The following is a 15,678-nucleotide window of genomic DNA, read 5'->3' as shown; positions in this document are numbered from 1 at the left end:
TGCTGTCTCCTTTCAGAATGGTGTGTCGCGACTTCATTCTACCAGAGTTCTGCAAACCATGTCTCTTCTCATCCTTTTTTCAATTTGCGAAAATTATTGTACCTTATCGATCAGTCCGGCGGTGGATGCGAAATTTGGCAGTACATAAATGAATTTGTCATTTCATGCGCTTGCGTGGCCTTGTGTCGCGCAGGCGCATTTTGTTTGTCCGACTTCTGGACACTTTGTCCAGAGGTACGGGGCGGCTCCCCTGGGTGCCGCTCTCCGCCAGCCCCCGTTTCGGTCACTCGTTCACCCAACACCGAAACGGAGGTTTATACTACGAGGCGTTCAAGCGGTTCTGCGTGTTCCTTGCGGACGAGTATCATCTGCAAAAGCTGGAGAACATCAGCGGCAAGCACCTGACCAGTTATGCCTTCTGGATGCAGGAGAGCGGCAAGTCCGCCTCCACCATCAAGACAGACCTGGCGGCTATCCGGTTCTTCCACGACAAAATGAGCCGGCCCAAGTATCAGCTGCCTTCCAACGAGGAACTGGCCGTGGAACTGGAGCGGCGCTGTTTCGGCGGCGTGGACCGCACCTGGAGCAACATCGAGTTCAACAAGATGCTGGGCAAGGCGCTGGCCGAGGACCGCTATGACTTCATCCTGGTCCTCTATCTGGGCCGGTATGCCGGTCTGCGCATCCACGAGTGCTTCCGCATCGACACCGCCACGGCGGAGCAGGCGCTCCGGGAAAACGCCATCACCATCAAGGGAAAGGGCGGCAAGGTCCGCACCGTTCCTATCAACGAACAGATCGCCGTCGCCATGAGGAAACAGCTGGACCGTACTCCCCGAGGCCATAAACTGCTGGTACCCGACGATATGCACACCGACCGGGCCATCAACCTGTTGCAGCTCTTCATCATGAAACACCGGGACGAGGTGCGGGACGCGGGCTCCGACCGGCCCTTGACCTTCCACGGGCTCCGACATACCTACGCGGCAAAGAAATACAAGGAGCTTGTCGGCAGCGGTATGAGCGCCCTGGACGCCCACTTCGTCGTATCCCGGCTGCTGGGCCACGAGCGGGCCGATGTGACCAACATCTATCTAGCCTCTCTGCCCAAGGGTGAGCGCCATGGGAAATAACGGAATGAATCTCAAACGTCCGGGCCAAACTACTCCTGGAGGCGAATGTATGGAACAACAAGAGATCACACTGGGACAGGTCACATATCAGGTCAGCCGGGTCTATGCCGGGACACGCCCCGCCTCGGAACTGGTGGCGGAACGGCTGGTCAAGCGGATGGCGGAAGATCCTCCCTTTGACGAAGGGCACCCCGAGGTCGTATAATGGCCTTGTGGGTCGGTTCGTCGTAAGGAGGCGAGGATGAGAACCGACAAATTGACGCTGGGGTTCGCCTATCTGCGGCTGTCCAACGAGGAGGCCCAGGGCGGCGAGTCCTCCAGTATCACCAATCAGCGCATGATTGTACAGAACTACTGCAAGCAGAACGGCATCACCCTGGTGCGGGAGTTCGTGGACGACGGCTACTCCGGGGGAAACTTCGACCGGCCGGCGTTCCAGGAGATGATGCGTCAGCTCTCCCAGGGCAAGGCCAACACGGTCATTACCAAGGACCTCAGCCGACTGGGCCGCGATATGCGGGAGGCCAGCTACTATGCCGAGCAATTCTTCCCGGAGCACGGCATCCACTATATTGCCATTGGGGACAACTTCGACACCGAGCGTGAAAACATCATGGCCCCCTTCCTGTTCGCCATGAACGAGGTCTACCTGCGGGACGGCTCCCGGAAGGTAAAGGATGTGCTCCGCAGCAAGCGGGAGAGCGGCCAGTACTGCGCCTGTCCGCCCTATGGCTACCGAAAGGACCGGGAGGACAAGCACCGTCTGGCCCCCGACGAGCAGACCGCCCCGGTGGTACGGCGCATCTTCGAGCGGGCGGCCAAGGGGGATTCCTCCCGGAAAATCGCCCTGGATCTGAATGCCGACGGAATCATCCCGCCGCTGAAGTACCGGGTGCTGTACCGGGACGAGTTCAGCCGGGAGGGCGCCGCCCGGGCCAGCGATGTGTGGAACTACACCACGGTGAAACGCATCTTGAAAAATCCGGTCTATCTGGGCCATACCCTGCTGGGCAAAAGCAAAAAGGTCAGCGTGAAGTCCAAGAAAAAAGTCCCGGTCCCCCGGGATGACTGGGCGGTGACGGAGAACACCCACCCGCCCCTGGTCACGCAGCAGCTCTATGAGCGGGCCCAGCAGAATCTGGGCCGGGGCAGCCGGGACTACCGGGCCTACGATCAGGTACGCAAAAGCATCTTCTCCGGCATCGCCGTCTGTGCCAGGTGCGGCCATTCCCTGTGCTCCTGCGGCACAGTCTACAAGGGGGAGCGGGAAAAGTACTGGTATCTCTCCTGCACCCACCAGCGGCAGGATATTGCTGAGCCCTGCACCGGCGTCCGGGTGCGGTACGCCGACCTGTTGGAGGTGGTGCGGCAGGATCTGAACGGCCTGCTGTCCATGACGGATGACCAGATGGAGCAAATGGTAAAAGAGGCTCTCAAGCGCTTTGGCAGCGAGGAAGTCCTCAAAGCGAAGAAACTCCAGCGGGAGCAGGCGGAGGCCCGGCTGTTGACCATCGACAAGATGGTGGGCAAGCTCTATCTGGACAACGCCGAGGGCCGCCTGGACGACGACCGGCTCCGGCGGATGATGGCCGACTTGGAGAAGGAGTCCGCTGGGCTGAAGGCGACTTTGGCCGAACTGAGCGTGGTCAGCCCTGCCCATGAGGTGGAGGAAAACTATCGCCGCTTTTTCGCCCTGGCCAGGGAGTACACCCAGATCCCAGAGCTGAACCGGGACATTCTCCTAACCTTTGTGGAGAAGATCGAGGTGGGCCCCAAGGAATATCCCGACGGCACCGTGAAGGCCACCCACCGCAATCAGCCCTACCGGCAAAGCATCCGCATCTTTTACAAGTTCATCGGAGAGATGCAGGGGGACGCGACGCGGGCTCTGCCCGTTGATGTCTCCATCTTAAAACAGAGCGAAAATTTGGACAATGAGCCAAATTCGGCATGACGATTTTGTCGAACAGTGACAAGGAATTTGGCCCCAACCCCCTTTGAGATGGAGAAGGAACACCAAGGGATGCCGCCGCATACGACCTGAGCCATATGCAGCGGCTGATCAACGGCTCGGAGACGGTGGACTCCCATACAGTGGACCGCTTCTGTAAGCTGTTTCAGCTGTCCCACGACACCTTCGCCCCCGGCTATGGCCTGTCCGAGTGCGTGTGTGTGGCCACCTTGTCCAGCCGGGATTACCGCAGCGCCGCCATCTCCCTGGAAGCATACCGGCGGGGCCGCTTTCAGCCGGATCCCAACGGGGAAAAAACCATCGTAAGCCTGGGCCGCCCGGCGGCGGATATGCAGGTGGTGGCGGTGCGGACAGACGGCTCCCCCTGCCGGGAGGGGGAGATCGGGGAGATCTGCCTGCGGGGCGCCAACGTCTGCGCTGGCTACTGGAGAAACCCGGAGGAGAGCCGGGCCTTTGAAACCGTGATCCCCGGGCTGGACGGACAGTTTTACCGCACAGGGGATATGGGAACGCTCTGGGAAGACCAGCTCTATCTCACCGGGCGGATCAAGGAAATGATCATTATCGGCGGTAAAAACATCTTTCCCAGCGACATCATCCTCCAGCTGTGCGGCGAGGGTGTGGCGCTGTCTCCCGCAGGAATGACGGTATTTTCCGTCCACCACGGCGGGAAGGAGCGGTCTGTTCTCTGCGCAGAGTGCCGTCCCGATGCAGACTTTCCGCACCTGGCCGCCCCAACGGTGTGTGGGATCGCAGCCTATCTCAGCGACCTGCTGAACGGCAGGACAGGGGAGCGAACAACGGACCTGTGGGGCGAATGTGTGCTGGCGGAGGACATTGCCCCAAAAGCAGACTACACATGCCCTCCGGAAACCTGCCGTCATGTGTTTGTTACCGGGCCATCTGGACGGTAGAAGATGGGGAGGCCGTCCTCCTCACCGGGCGCATGGAGGTCGCCGATCTCTCCGGCCAGCCGGTGGCGGGCTACAACGACGGGCCCTTTGCCCAGGCCGCCTTCTCGGAGCCCTGGGCCATCGTGCCCTATGACGGCGGTTTCCTGGTGTCCGACACCGGCAACCATGTGCTCCGGTATCTGGATCTGGTTGAGGAGAAGGTCTGCACCGGTGCCGGTACCGGCAGGGCGGACTTCTGCGATGGCACAGGGGAGCAGGCTGCCTTTGACTCCCCCACGGGCCTGGCGGTAGATAACCAGGGCACCGTGTACATTGCCGACACCGGAAACGGTGCGGTTTACCGCTGCCAACGGTCTGTTTGCCGGAATAGAGGAGCATGTCTTCGCTCCGGATATTCCCATGACCAGGGGCCATGCTCTTCACCGGTCTGGCACGGTTAGAGGGTGTGGATACCAGCACCGGAAGCATCTGGTATGAAGCCGGGCGGCAGTGGGCCATGGAAAACGGCATCTCCGACGGCACCAACATGGACAATTCCCTCACCCGGGAGCAACTGGCCACGATGTTGTGGCGGTACGCGGGCGAACCCGCAGCAAATAGCCTCTCTGGTTATGCGGACGCAGCCGGTGTCAGCGATTGGGCCGCTCAGGCCATGGCCTGGTGCGTGGAACAGGGCATCATTGGCGGCACCACAGCCACCACCCTCAGTCCTCAGACCCAGGCTACCAGAGCCCAGGTGGCCACCATTCTTATGCGGCTTGTGGAAAGCAGCGGCCGCAGTTCTTACAGCGCTGGACCGTGATGCCCCCTTCCATGCAGCCGCACAGAGAGTAAATTGATTTATCCGAGATACTGCCGGAAACACCGGCCCGGCTCCACCGCCGTCTCAAAGGCGCGAAGCGTGATCATATTGAGGAAAGCCGCTGCCAAACTGAACCGGACCTGAGCAATGAGGTGGTGGAGCACGCTTCTGAAGTAACACAGAATCCGCTTACCAAATACGCCGCTGGATTGCCAGGAAGAGCCGCTTGTGGTATGATGACGCCAGAATGCGAGGAGGTGCCGTCATGCCCCTGCAGATGGTGCGAAGCGATATTACCACCATGAAGGTGGACGCTGTTGTGAATGCCGCCGGCGAGAGCCTGCTGGGTGGCGGAGGTGTGGCCGGCGCCATCCACCGGGCCGCCGGACCGGAGTTACTTTCCGAGTGCCGCGCCCTGGGCGGCTGTAAAACCGGGCAGGCCAAGCTCACAAAGGGCTACCGCTTGCCGGCAAAGTTTGTGATCCACACCGTAGGCCCCATCTGGCGGGGCGGCAGCCACGGGGAGCGGGAACTGCTGGCCTCGGCCTATCGTTCCTCTCTGGACCTGGCTTTGGTCCATCAGTGTGAGAGCATAGCGTTCCCCTTAATTTCCTCCGGCGTGTACGGCTACCCCAAAGATCAGGCTTTGAAGGTGGCCGTGGATACCATCGGTGATTTTCTGATGGCCCACGATATGACGGTCTACCTGGTGGTCTTTGACCGGGCCGCCTATACCATCGGTGGGAAGCTCTTTGCGGACATTGCCGCCTACATCGATGACCGCTATGTAGATGCCCATAGCGACAGCCGGGAGACCCAGCGCCGCCGGATGGCTCTGGCCTCCATGCCCATGGAGGAAGAAGAATGGGCTCCAGCCGCAGCAGTTCCCTTCGGCCTGGATGAGGCCCTCAGCAAACTGGACGAGAGCTTTTCCCAGATGCTGCTGCGGAAGATCGACGAGCGCGGCATGACAGATGCCCAGTGCTACAAAAAGGCCAACATTGACCGCAAGCTCTTCTCCAAGATCCGCTCGGATATCCACTACAAGCCCTCCAAGCCCACCGCCATGGCCTTCGCCGTGGCTCTGGAACTGCCCCTGGAGGAGGCCCGGGAGATGCTGGAGAAGGCGGGATTTGCCTTTTCCCACGCCAGCAAGTTTGACCTCATTGTGGAGTATTTTATTGCCCACAGAAACTACAATATCTTTGAGATCAACGAAGCCCTGTTCGCCTTTGACCAGAGTTTGCTGGGAGGTGGCATGTGAATCACCATGCTATAAACAAGTTTTCTGCTCTGTCGGCTGCTCTGGGGCTGGTCATACTGCTGGGTGTTGTATTATCCGGAGCCGCATATCCCCATCCGGTTTTTCAATTTGGGGCGCCGTTGGGAATGCTCTTTGTTTTTGTGAGCGTAGTTCTGCAGTTTATCAGTTGGATTCTGGAAATCTGCCATGGTGTGAAAGAAAAGCAATACCGTTTGGCGGCTGTGATTGCTGTGCTTGGTCTGCTCGTCATCTGGAAGCTGCTGAGCAGGCTCTGATGGCGAAGCGTTTTGTCGCCCGCCAGGCGACCCATCTCAATCAAACTCCCCCTATACTGTGCTTGTAAGCCAAACAACACAGCATAGGGGGAATTTTTATGAAGAAGAATTTGACGGAACTGGTGTTTATTCTGGACCGCAGCGGCTCCATGCAGGGCTTGGAGGGGGACACCATCGGCGGCTTTAACGCCATGCTCGAAAAGCAGAAAAAGGAGCCTGGAGAGGCTTTCGTTTCCACCGTCCTCTTTGATGACCAAGCGGAGGTGCTCCACGACCGGGTGGAGATAGGTGAGGTGCAGGCCATCACCGAAAAGGAGTACTATGTCCGGGGCTGCACCGCCCTGCTGGACGCCATCGGCGGGGCCATTCACCATATCGGGAACATCCACAAGTACGCCCGTCCGGAGGATGTGCCGGAGCACACCCTTTTTGTCATCACCACCGACGGCATGGAGAATGCCAGCCGCCGATACTCTGTTCATCGGGTAAGGGAGATGATCCGGCGACAGAAAGAGAAATATGGCTGGGAGTTTCTCTTCCTGGGGGCCAACATCGACGCGGTGGAGACGGCGGGGCATTTGGGCATTGCGCCTGACCGGGCGGTGAACTACCACTGCGACAGCCAGGGCACCCGCCTCAACTACGAGGTGGTGGGCCAGGCTGTAGCAGCTGTCCGGTGCAGCGCGCCCCTGAATGAACACTGGAAGGATGCCATTGAGGAGGACTTCCGCAAGCGGCAGAAGAAGGGACGGCCATAATCTGCCGTCAAAATAAATGAAGGGGCGGAGGTTACACCTCCGTCCCTCATTCGTACCTGGGATCAAATCCGGCGATTATTTCAGCTTTGCGCCGTCCTGGAAGGCATTGGCCACCTTTTCGCCCAGCACACGGTATGCGTTGTGGATGGGGTCAAAGGTAATGGGCCGCAGCTTGTCCGGGTCAATGGTTCCGTTCTCATCCAGCACAGACTCGTCGGCGCTTACATTGACGATCTCGCCCACCAGACGGCAGCTCTCCGGGTCATAGCTCACCAGGCGGCACTCTACCGCCATCGGCAGCTCGTCGATGAGGGGGGCATCCACAAATTCCGATTTGGTGGTGTGCCAGCCGGCCTTTGCCACCTTGTCCGCCACCTTGTTGCCGGACTCGATGCCCACATAGTCGCAGGCCACCGCCTGCTCCGCCGTAGCCATGCTCACGGTAAACGCCTTGCGGGCCAGGATGTTGGCGGTGGTTTTATGGCCTGCGCTGATGCACATACTCAGCTCCTTGTCCTCGCTGATGCCGCCCCAGGCCGCATTCATGGCGTCAGGGGTACCGTCTTTATCATATGTGGCCAGGATAAAGACCGGCTGAGGATAAGTCCAGGGCTTGGCTCCAAAATTCTTGCGCATAGCAATCCCTCCTTGTAGTTTCCCATTATACCACAAGTTCCGCCTTTGGAACATGGGGCGCGGTGGCCCGCCAGAAATGGCTATGGTATAATAGGGGATACTTTCCGCAGCCAACCGGACCGGATTTGTCCAACAGGATGGAGAGCCATGTGGGAGAAGTAGATCCAAAGAGCACCACGTAGACCCGTAGCAAAGGCCCGGATACCCGTGGTACAAAGGTCTGACCAATGTAATCCGCCCGCCACGCCCAGAGCAAGCGCACGACTCTGCCCTTATTTCTCATGGCTTCCATCTCTGGGACGCACAGAGGATTCGATGATGTCGGCGATCATCTCCACCTCGTCGGCGCAGTCCTGGCGCAGCCACTCCTTGACGATGGCGGCGATGCCCTCGATGTAGTAGGCAATGTAGTAAGGGCGGCGGGCGGCCGGGATCTCAAACCGCTCCAGGATAGGCCCCAGAATGCGCTGCTTCAGCTCCCGATAGCGTGCGTTGGCGCCCATACTGCCCGGATTCCGGAAGGCCGCCCGGTAGACCTTCTTGTTGTCCCGGATGAAGCGGAGGTAGGGCAGCAGGTATTCCCGGGTCACAAGAACCAGCTCCTCCCGATTCCGGCTGCCCAGATTGCCCAGAACATCCTCCTCCTGCTGGGGGAAATAGGAGAGGAAACGCCGATTGATCATCTCCAGGGCCTCATCCACCAGGTCGGCAATGGTCTCATAGTGCAGGTAGAAGGTGGAGCGGTTTACCCCAGCCTGGCGGCAGATCTCCTTCACTGTGATATACCCCAGGTCTTTCTCCTCCAGCAATGCAATGAGCGCCTCATCCATCCGCAGGGCGGTATTGAAGTATTTGCTCTCGGACTTGTTCATCTGCCGCCCTCCTCGCGTTACTCTGCCGATTCACTGATCTCCCGGGCCAGCTGCATGATCTCGAAGGCATACTTTTCCTTGCCGATCCGGAGCAGCTTTTTGTAGATGGGATAGTTCAATCCCACACCGACGATGCCCAAAACGCCCAGAAGGATTCCGCCTCCTGTCATCAGAACGCCGCCCCCGCCGATTACCCGCATGGAAAGGCACATCCCCAGACCCAGGAGCATGGTCATCCCGGTGCCGAAGCTGTAGGCAAAGATATTGGCTGGGCCCTTGGCCTTGCGGTCCAGTTTCCGCAGGGCGACGACCTTGGAGGTGTCCTTGGGGGCGTATTCGTTGGCAATGGCTTCCGCAAAAATCTTATCCGTGTTCATGGTGCAATCTCCTTAAAAGAATTGTTCAGCTCCAGCTGACAATCTGATCTTAAAGGATATGAGGCGGAAAGAGAACGACACGGTTTGGGATTCGTGGTGATTTTAGATACTGTGTATTCGATTTGGCTTTCGTTCAATGGCTCACAGCGCCTGGGTGTCTCTCATCAACAAGATGTTTCAGACTTTTTTCCGCGTCAGAAAAACACCGATCATTGCCGCCAGCAGGGCAAAGGGCGCCAGGCGGACAAAGCCCCATTCAAAGGCGTGGATGATCACGCCCATGACGGCGGTTTCCGGGGCGCTGTAGTCCCAGCCCAGATAAGGACTGTTCACCGCAGTCAGGACTGCGGCGACGGCCAGAATGCCCACGCACAGCGCAATGAGCAGCCAGTGGAGGGCCGAGCGCCGCATGGCTTTTCTCCGGGCAAACTGCAGGTTGATGATCTCCAGCTTTTCCGAGAGGGCTTTGACCTCATCCGCTTCCGACTCCGCCACTGTCTCTCCCAGCAGCGTGCTCACGGGAGTCTCCAAAGCCTCCGACAGGGCGAGCAGCAGATCGGAGTCCGGGACGGACAATCCTTGCTCCCATTTGGAGACGGTCTGCCGCACCACGTTCAGCTTGTCGGCAAGCTCCTGCTGGGAAAGGCCCTTGGATTTCCGGAGAACTTTGATGTTTTCGTTCAGCATATGGGCTCACTCCTTTCGCGCCCATTGTAGGAAAAGCGGCCCGTTGCCGCAAGCAACGCAGATTAACATGGCTTTCCACCGCCTCAAAGGTCCCATCCCAGGCGCTGGGCATATTGCCGTTCTCCGTGGTGAAGGCCCAGCGAAGGGGGAATCGTAGGTCGTTGCGGTAAATTCTGCGGTTTCTTATTCAGCTTCAGGCTGATGCCCCGACGGTCTGCCGCGTCCTGAAGCAGCTCCACAGCGGCCAGGGGCTGCTCCTTTCATGGTATCCTCCTCACTGGGTGCCGCTGACGCTGTACAGGCTTCTGCGGCCCGCCGGGATGGCCTGCATCTCCGGGGCGGTGACCTTCTCCCGCTGGAGCAGGATGGACATGATACCGATGAGCCGCTCCACCTTCATGGGGGTACACCGCCTTTCGCATTTCTGTCTGTATTATAGCATAGGAACGGGACAACTGTGTGTCATGTTTCTTTTTGCCTTGTTTTTTTGTATCCAACGGGTACAATAGGGACAAAGAAGGGGAGCGCCATGGGACAAATTGTGTTATATCTTGCGGACGAGCAGGAAAATATGATCGACCACTACGACCATCCCATCTGCGAATGCGGGGTGCGGCTGGCGGACATGGTCTGCCTGAAACGAGAACTATGAAAAGCGGAGTGCCTGTGAGCACTCCGCTTTCTGTTAAGGATCCCTTTGTGCAAGAAATGCCTCAATGGCCTCCACGGTCTGCTTCTGCTGTTCCTCGGCAGAGATAGCGGCGGGAAGATCCCCCTTCTGGGGGCCGTAGTTGCCGAACTGGGCGTGATTGCCGCCCTCAATCTCCACGATGTTCTCCGTGTAGTCGATGTGCTCCTCCACACTCTGGTTGAGGGAGCCATAGATGGTCAGAGTATCTTCATCCGGATAGTCGCCGTAGATGTAGGCGCCTAACAGGATCAGGCCGTCCACCTGGTCGGGATGGTCGGAGGCAAACTTGGATGCCATTGCCCCGCCCATAGAGTGCCCGGAGATGTACCAGTGCTGATACTCAGGGAACCGGGCCATCACATCTTCCGCCGCATCGGCATCAAAAATCGCCATGTGGAAGGGCATATGCACCAAAATGCAGGTAACGCCTGTCTGCCGGATCTGATCCAGCAGGGGCAGGTAGGCCTCGGCTTCCACCTTGGCGCCGGGGTAGAAAATAAGGGCGGTGTCGGTGGGAGAGGCGGGGGAGAGGATGGTCAGATTGTCCTGTACCGTGATGTTGCTGTCCTGGGCCATCACCTCCAGGGCCACATCCTCCGCCCGGTAGTAATCGGACACATACCAGAAAAACACGCCCGTCAGAATGACCAGGAGCAGGAGAAGGATCCCGACCGCCACAAGGCACTTTTTGCGCCGGGACATTGGCTTTGTTTTCATGGTGGGCTCACCTCATTGCTCGTCCTGGGGCAGATAGGCCCGGATGGTGTAGCGGCGCCGACCGGCTGTGGACTTTCCGTATTGGATGGCCTGTTGGGGGCATTCGTTGATGCAGCGCATGCACTGATAACACTGTGCCGCCCAGACTGGCTTGCTCTCCCGGAGGGTAATGGCATGGGCCGGGCAGTTTCCCGCGCACAGCCCGCACCCGTTGCAGCTGTCCCCGGCAAAGAAGGACTTTGCGCTTCGGGCAAATCTGTTGAACCCATAATTGACGAACCTGGACTTGATACCTGCCAGTCCGCCTTCGTGGACGCGGTATACCGGCTCCTGCCGCTGGATCTCCCCGGAAATCCGTTCCAGTTCCGACCGGGCGGCGGTGAGCTTCCGCAAAATTTCGCCCTCGTCATCGGTATCCGAGCCGATGATGTAGTTGTTGGGCATTACCAGGCTATAGCTGCTGCTCAGAGGGTACAGCTTGGAAAGCTGCTTCATGGCAAGGCCAGCGTCACTGCCGCAGGTGCAAACGCCGAAGGTAAATACCTGGGGTCTGGGCAGCTTTTTCACAAACGCCCCCATGACCTCCGGGGCACCCCAGGCGTAGACCGGAAAGACAAAGCCAAGCTGCTTGGCGCTGTCCATGTCCGGCAGCTCTTTCAGGTTGGTAATATCACAGGCCTTATCCCCGGTGAGACGGGCCAGCTGCCGGGCCGTCCACGCCGAGTTGCCTGTTCCGGAAAAATAGAAAATCATCGTTTACGTGCGCTCCCTCCGCTGTGATAGTTGTATCATACCGTCAGCTCCCAGACCTGTCAATCTTAAGGACAATTGTGGTTCTCGTCCAGCATCCAGCAGGCGTTTAAAGAACCAGTTCGCATTCCTTCCGTTGGGAACATATCCCTTGGAGAGCCCCGGTTTATAGTCGGCATAAAAGTGGTAGGCGTCCCCGGTTTTGCGCACCCGCCAGGGCTGGGCATAGGCGCCGGTCATATCCTGAGTCAGCGGAGTGTGAAAATCCTCGATAAGAAAAGAGGTTCGGCCTGCCAACAAAGACAGGCCGAACCTCTTTTTTAAACGAAGCCCTCAAATGATCATCTCATTTTTTCAGTCCCACGTTGCCGGGTTGTATATCAGGTATCCCTCCTCCCGGCGGAGGCTTTCTTTGACCGCACGAAGGGATGCTTCATCGCCTTGGGTCCATGGATGTATGGACATTGGCGTCTGGGTCCGTGGGCAGCTGCCTTCACCAGCGCAGTTCACATTTCCCGGAAGCGTGCTGAAAGGCCCAATGCAGATAGTATCGGCTGGTTTTCCCCTCCAAGTGAATCGACTGGGAGGGGGTTTGCCGGCTGAGTTTCAACAGCGGCTGTTTTTCCTGATCCAGCAGCTGGACTTCCGCCTCGCCTTTGGTCAACCTGGCATCCAGAACAAATGTGTAAGTCCTGTTTTCATAAAAGCGCCCCATATGCCTGATCCATCCTGTGCAGGCATCCAGTGTCGCCTTGTCTCCATGTTTTCCGGGCAGGAACGCAAACAGAATCGCTTTTATACATTTTGTGGCCGCAATTGCGCCCCAATAGTAAGGTAATCCCTTAAACTCCATGCGTCCGTCCTCCTGCGTATCAGGTCTCAGCCTGTACCCTTTAGTAAGACTTATCGCCGCCAATTCTCTCCAAAAAGTAATTTCTTGGTGTAATCCCCATGGTATTTTTAAATGCTTTTGTAAAATGCTGCTGGCTGGAAAAACCAAATTCAGTAGCTATTTCTGCCATGGTGGCGCTGGGATGACTGCATTTATAATCAATGGACTTACTGATACGGATAAACGTGATATAGCTTGAGATACTCAAATCCAAGTATTTTTGAAAGAGTTTTGTCAAATAGCGTGGAGATACGCCAGCGTATTTTGCGATTTGTCCCACTACCAGTTTTTCTGAACAGTGCTGGTTAATGTATAAGATGGCGTCCATCAAATAGCTGTTTTCATACAAATCCATGTTTGCTTTGCATTGTGCCAAAAGATCACGGCCCAGCAGCAGAAGCAGTTGCTCACAGTACAGCTGCATGAGACGGTCACTGTTTTGATTCGAGGTGTGAAACTCCTCAAAAATACACTCCAGACAGGCCCGAAGCTGAGACGAGCAAACGCCCCGAAAAAAAGGCCACCGGCTAAGTATGAACTCCATAAGAAATGGCTGATTTCCATCGGGGCGTTGCTGGCCGTACAGGGAGCAGGCTGATTTAATGTGAAAATGGATATGTAAGGCCTGAGCGGTTGTTTCACCAGGGGCAGCGGTATCGTGGGGGATATTCGGAAAAATAACAATATATTGCCCAGGATTTAAGATTTGCTCACTGCCCTGAATGGCAAAAGAAATTGTGCCGCTTTTACACAGCAACAGCTCCACAGAGCGATGAAAGTGGGTATCAAAACGGTAATGGGGTGGAAATTGTTGTGCAATGGCATTGTTTAAAACAATTGCCTGGGCCAGATTGGTATCCACAAGCAAAACATCTCCTATCCAAAAAGCGGCATAGTACCGGCAACAGCTTCCCTGTGGGGGTAACATCATGGTTGCTGCCATGTATGCAAAAAAATATAAAATCTATTTTTTATCTTAGCTTTTTTCCGGAAAGGATGCAAGAGCTATTCCTAAATATAATAAAATCCTTTGGTTAAAATAGCCAAAATAACGCATTGCGATTTGCTTAATAGTTAGAAAAAACGTCAGAGTGCAAAATTATATAAAAATGATTTGTTTTGTTCAGAATTAGATAAGAAATATAATGGAAATAGCCTTATACTTAACTTTAATTAAAGGGTACCGCATCATTTTCGGCCCTGTTCCTTACATCCGGCAACATGCATTACAATTATGATCATGAGGTGACTTATGGGCAATCCTCCAAAAAAGAAAGACAAGGCACGCCCTCATCAGCGGCAACACCCCCAAAAGCCTCGTTTCCCTATATTATGGAAGCTGATTGCTGTGGCTGGGCTTGCTCTGTGCGGAATGATAGTTGTGCTCCTTGTGAAGAGGGCTCCACAATCTGATATTTCGCTGAAAATCGGCGACCAAACCGTACCTTCAGATGTGTTTTGCTTGGTCATGCAGCAGAACCGCTCTGAGGTGGTCTCTATGTACACAAGTCAGGGCCTGTCTACCGCCCAGACCTCTTTCTGGCGTACAGAAGTTGAGGGAAAATCCCCCGCCCGGGCTCTGCTGGATGACACAATGCAGGAATTGCAGGAATTAGCTGCCGCTTATCAGCTTGCTCAATCGTGCGGCTTCGGCCTGGATGGGGGCTTGGGTGGTGTGACGGAGCGTATGGAAACAGAAAATGACCTGCGAAGCGCCAAACTGGAGGCAGGAGAGCATGTCTACGGTCTGCAATCATATACCCTGCAGACCTATCTCTCCTATGAAACGGATTGGATCGCTTCTCAGTACTGCTCCGATGCAGCCCATCCTGGCATGGATATCAGCCAATCCCAATTATATGAATATTATCAAGAACATCTCGACCAGTACCAGAAGTATGACGATATATCGTTTTCTTACCTGAAGGTGGACCTCAACCAGTTGGATGACAGTCAGAAACAGGTTGTCCAGACGCAGGCAGCTCAACTGGCACAGGAAATGACGCAAGGAAAAGAACTGCAGCAGCAGGCGGCGGCCTATCATGCCCTAACCCCCTATATGACTCATGTGGATATCCTCTCTGATCAGGTGGCCTCCTATAGCCGTGCGATTGGAGATGTGATGGAGCTTGGGTGGGATCTGCAACCAGGCGAGGACACCGGTTTGGTCGAACTCAATGGTTATTTATTTCTTGTCCAATGTACCAGCCGTGTGGAATATGACTATCAGCCCTTTGAACAGGTCCAAAGTGTCATATTAAGCCAGATGCGGAAAGAACGGTATGAAACCTTGCTCCAGCAGACCGCTGATTCACTGACCATAGAGGCGGATCTGACCGAACTGGAGTCGTTTATCATACAGGAAATGGAGGATGCGAATGGGAAATGATGGATCAACAACCTTACGAATGAAACGGGGGAAAGAAGCAATGAAAAAACGATGGTTAACTGTATTGACTCTTCTGATCGGGATAGCGGTCACAGTTGGCGCTTTATCTGGGCTTCCCGGTCGGGCCAGCGCCGCGGGCAGCGGAGGAACCACCTACTACTTTAGTACGCTCCATGGCGATAACAACAACAGCGGAACAAGTCAGGAGCAGGCGTGGGCATCGCTGCATATGCTGGAAGAAAAGAACATTACGCTCCAGGCTGGCGACAAAGTGTATCTGGAGCGGGGTTCTATTTTTAACAACGAATTTTTGCATCTGCAGGGAGTCAAAGGGACGCAGGAGGCGCCGATCGTGATCGACGCCTATGGCGACAGCAGTGCGGCATTGCCCGTGATCAACACCAACGGGCAGGGCATCTGGTATCAGGACTACGGCACAACGCTGGACAATGCCCAGCATGTCTACCGGGGCTATGTGTCCTCGTCCATTTTGCTGTACGACTGCGAGTACATTGAGCTCAACAACATCGCCATGACCAACCGGAACCT

19 protein-coding genes and 2 pseudogenes are annotated in these 15,678 nt (G+C 56.3%); 12 read left to right on the top strand and 9 right to left on the bottom strand.

The window, feature by feature from the left end; all coding sequences use genetic code 11:
* Positions 1-200: 200 nt before the first annotated feature.
* The 9 genes and pseudogenes from B5F88_RS15880 (at position 201) to B5F88_RS15845 (ending at position 7,118) form a co-directional block, all read left to right on the top strand.
* Positions 201-1,133 carry a site-specific integrase gene (locus tag B5F88_RS15880; RefSeq protein WP_162612216.1) on the top strand — a complete coding sequence of 311 codons (933 nt, stop codon included), beginning with the start codon at positions 201-203 and terminating at the stop codon, positions 1,131-1,133.
* Positions 1,134-1,182: 49 nt separating this feature from the next.
* Positions 1,183-1,338 carry a hypothetical protein gene (locus tag B5F88_RS20785; RefSeq protein ID WP_162612215.1) on the top strand — a complete coding sequence of 52 codons (156 nt, stop codon included), beginning with the start codon at positions 1,183-1,185 and terminating at the stop codon, positions 1,336-1,338.
* Positions 1,339-1,374: 36 nt separating this feature from the next.
* Positions 1,375-3,087, top strand: coding sequence for a recombinase family protein (locus B5F88_RS15875; protein ID WP_087348055.1), 1,713 nt, complete (start codon positions 1,375-1,377; stop codon positions 3,085-3,087).
* Positions 3,088-3,170: 83 nt separating this feature from the next.
* Positions 3,171-4,019 (top strand): annotated as a pseudogene (locus B5F88_RS15870) (AMP-binding protein); the annotation flags it as partial.
* Positions 3,965-4,459 (top strand): hypothetical protein, encoded by a 495-nt coding sequence (locus B5F88_RS15865; protein ID WP_162612214.1) that lies wholly within the window; start codon positions 3,965-3,967, stop codon positions 4,457-4,459. The pseudogene B5F88_RS15870 and the gene B5F88_RS15865, both read left to right, overlap by 55 nt.
* The gene (locus B5F88_RS15860) at positions 4,432-4,821 is read left to right on the top strand and encodes an S-layer homology domain-containing protein (protein ID WP_087348048.1); all 390 of its coding nucleotides are present in this window, start codon (positions 4,432-4,434) and stop codon (positions 4,819-4,821) included. Before B5F88_RS15865 ends, B5F88_RS15860 begins: the two co-directional genes overlap by 28 nt.
* A gap of 265 nt (positions 4,822-5,086) precedes the next feature.
* Complete coding sequence (locus tag B5F88_RS15855) at positions 5,087-6,085, top strand: O-acetyl-ADP-ribose deacetylase (RefSeq protein ID WP_087348046.1); 999 nt, start codon at positions 5,087-5,089, stop codon at positions 6,083-6,085.
* Positions 6,082-6,360 carry a hypothetical protein gene (locus B5F88_RS15850; protein ID WP_087348043.1) on the top strand — a complete coding sequence of 93 codons (279 nt, stop codon included), beginning with the start codon at positions 6,082-6,084 and terminating at the stop codon, positions 6,358-6,360. Before B5F88_RS15855 ends, B5F88_RS15850 begins: the two co-directional genes overlap by 4 nt.
* Before the next feature lie 98 nt (positions 6,361-6,458).
* Positions 6,459-7,118: a vWA domain-containing protein gene (locus B5F88_RS15845; RefSeq protein ID WP_087348041.1), complete on the top strand. Its 660-nt coding sequence runs from the start codon at positions 6,459-6,461 to the stop codon at positions 7,116-7,118.
* 75 nt (positions 7,119-7,193) lie between these two features.
* Here B5F88_RS15845 and B5F88_RS15840 read toward each other — a convergent pair whose 3' ends face one another.
* The 5 genes from B5F88_RS15840 to B5F88_RS21840 all read right to left on the bottom strand — a co-directional run bounded on the left by B5F88_RS15840 (position 7,194) and on the right by B5F88_RS21840 (position 10,090).
* Positions 7,194-7,754, bottom strand: a complete 561-nt coding sequence (locus B5F88_RS15840) for a flavin reductase family protein (protein WP_087348040.1) — start codon at positions 7,752-7,754, stop codon at positions 7,194-7,196.
* 272 nt (positions 7,755-8,026) lie between these two features.
* Positions 8,027-8,626, bottom strand: coding sequence for a TetR/AcrR family transcriptional regulator (locus B5F88_RS15835; RefSeq protein WP_087348038.1), 600 nt, complete (start codon positions 8,624-8,626; stop codon positions 8,027-8,029).
* Positions 8,627-8,643: 17 nt separating this feature from the next.
* A complete protein-coding gene (locus B5F88_RS15830; RefSeq protein ID WP_087348036.1) occupies positions 8,644-9,003 on the bottom strand; it encodes a dihydropteridine reductase in 360 nt (119 codons plus the stop codon).
* A 177-nt stretch (positions 9,004-9,180) separates the two neighbouring features.
* Positions 9,181-9,690: a helix-turn-helix transcriptional regulator gene (locus B5F88_RS15825; protein ID WP_087348033.1), complete on the bottom strand. Its 510-nt coding sequence runs from the start codon at positions 9,688-9,690 to the stop codon at positions 9,181-9,183.
* Positions 9,691-9,964: 274 nt separating this feature from the next.
* Positions 9,965-10,090, bottom strand: coding sequence for a hypothetical protein (locus B5F88_RS21840; RefSeq protein ID WP_275532950.1), 126 nt, complete (start codon positions 10,088-10,090; stop codon positions 9,965-9,967).
* Positions 10,091-10,219: 129 nt separating this feature from the next.
* Here B5F88_RS21840 and B5F88_RS21835 point away from each other — a divergent pair, with 129 nt between their 5' ends.
* Positions 10,220-10,342, top strand: coding sequence for a hypothetical protein (locus tag B5F88_RS21835; protein ID WP_275532949.1), 123 nt, complete (start codon positions 10,220-10,222; stop codon positions 10,340-10,342).
* 33 nt (positions 10,343-10,375) lie between these two features.
* On the opposite strand, the gene B5F88_RS15820 is transcribed toward B5F88_RS21835, so the two are convergent.
* The 4 genes from B5F88_RS15820 to B5F88_RS15800 form a co-directional block, all read right to left on the bottom strand.
* Positions 10,376-11,098: an alpha/beta fold hydrolase gene (locus B5F88_RS15820; protein ID WP_087348030.1), complete on the bottom strand. Its 723-nt coding sequence runs from the start codon at positions 11,096-11,098 to the stop codon at positions 10,376-10,378.
* Positions 11,099-11,110: 12 nt separating this feature from the next.
* Positions 11,111-11,851, bottom strand: coding sequence for an EFR1 family ferrodoxin (locus B5F88_RS15815; protein ID WP_087348029.1), 741 nt, complete (start codon positions 11,849-11,851; stop codon positions 11,111-11,113).
* Positions 11,852-12,341: 490 nt separating this feature from the next.
* Entirely contained in the window at positions 12,342-12,701 is a 360-nt protein-coding gene (locus B5F88_RS15805) for a hypothetical protein (protein ID WP_087348025.1), read from the bottom strand.
* A 40-nt stretch (positions 12,702-12,741) separates the two neighbouring features.
* Positions 12,742-13,602, bottom strand: a complete 861-nt coding sequence (locus B5F88_RS15800) for an AraC family transcriptional regulator (RefSeq protein ID WP_162612213.1) — start codon at positions 13,600-13,602, stop codon at positions 12,742-12,744.
* A 390-nt stretch (positions 13,603-13,992) separates the two neighbouring features.
* Here B5F88_RS15800 and B5F88_RS15795 point away from each other — a divergent pair, with 390 nt between their 5' ends.
* Together B5F88_RS15795 and B5F88_RS20355 are read left to right on the top strand one after the other, a co-directional pair.
* Positions 13,993-15,129, top strand: a complete 1,137-nt coding sequence (locus B5F88_RS15795; protein WP_087348020.1) for a peptidylprolyl isomerase — start codon at positions 13,993-13,995, stop codon at positions 15,127-15,129.
* Positions 15,119-15,678: pseudogene (locus B5F88_RS20355) on the top strand (hypothetical protein); the annotation flags it as partial. The gene B5F88_RS15795 and the pseudogene B5F88_RS20355, both read left to right, overlap by 11 nt.

It is taken from the genome of Flavonifractor sp. An306 (assembly GCF_002159455.1).
In the GTDB taxonomy this organism is placed as follows: domain Bacteria; phylum Bacillota; class Clostridia; order Oscillospirales; family Oscillospiraceae; genus Flavonifractor.
Note: the sequence above shows the minus strand (reverse complement) of the source record. Positions and strands in the feature narration are given on the sequence as shown.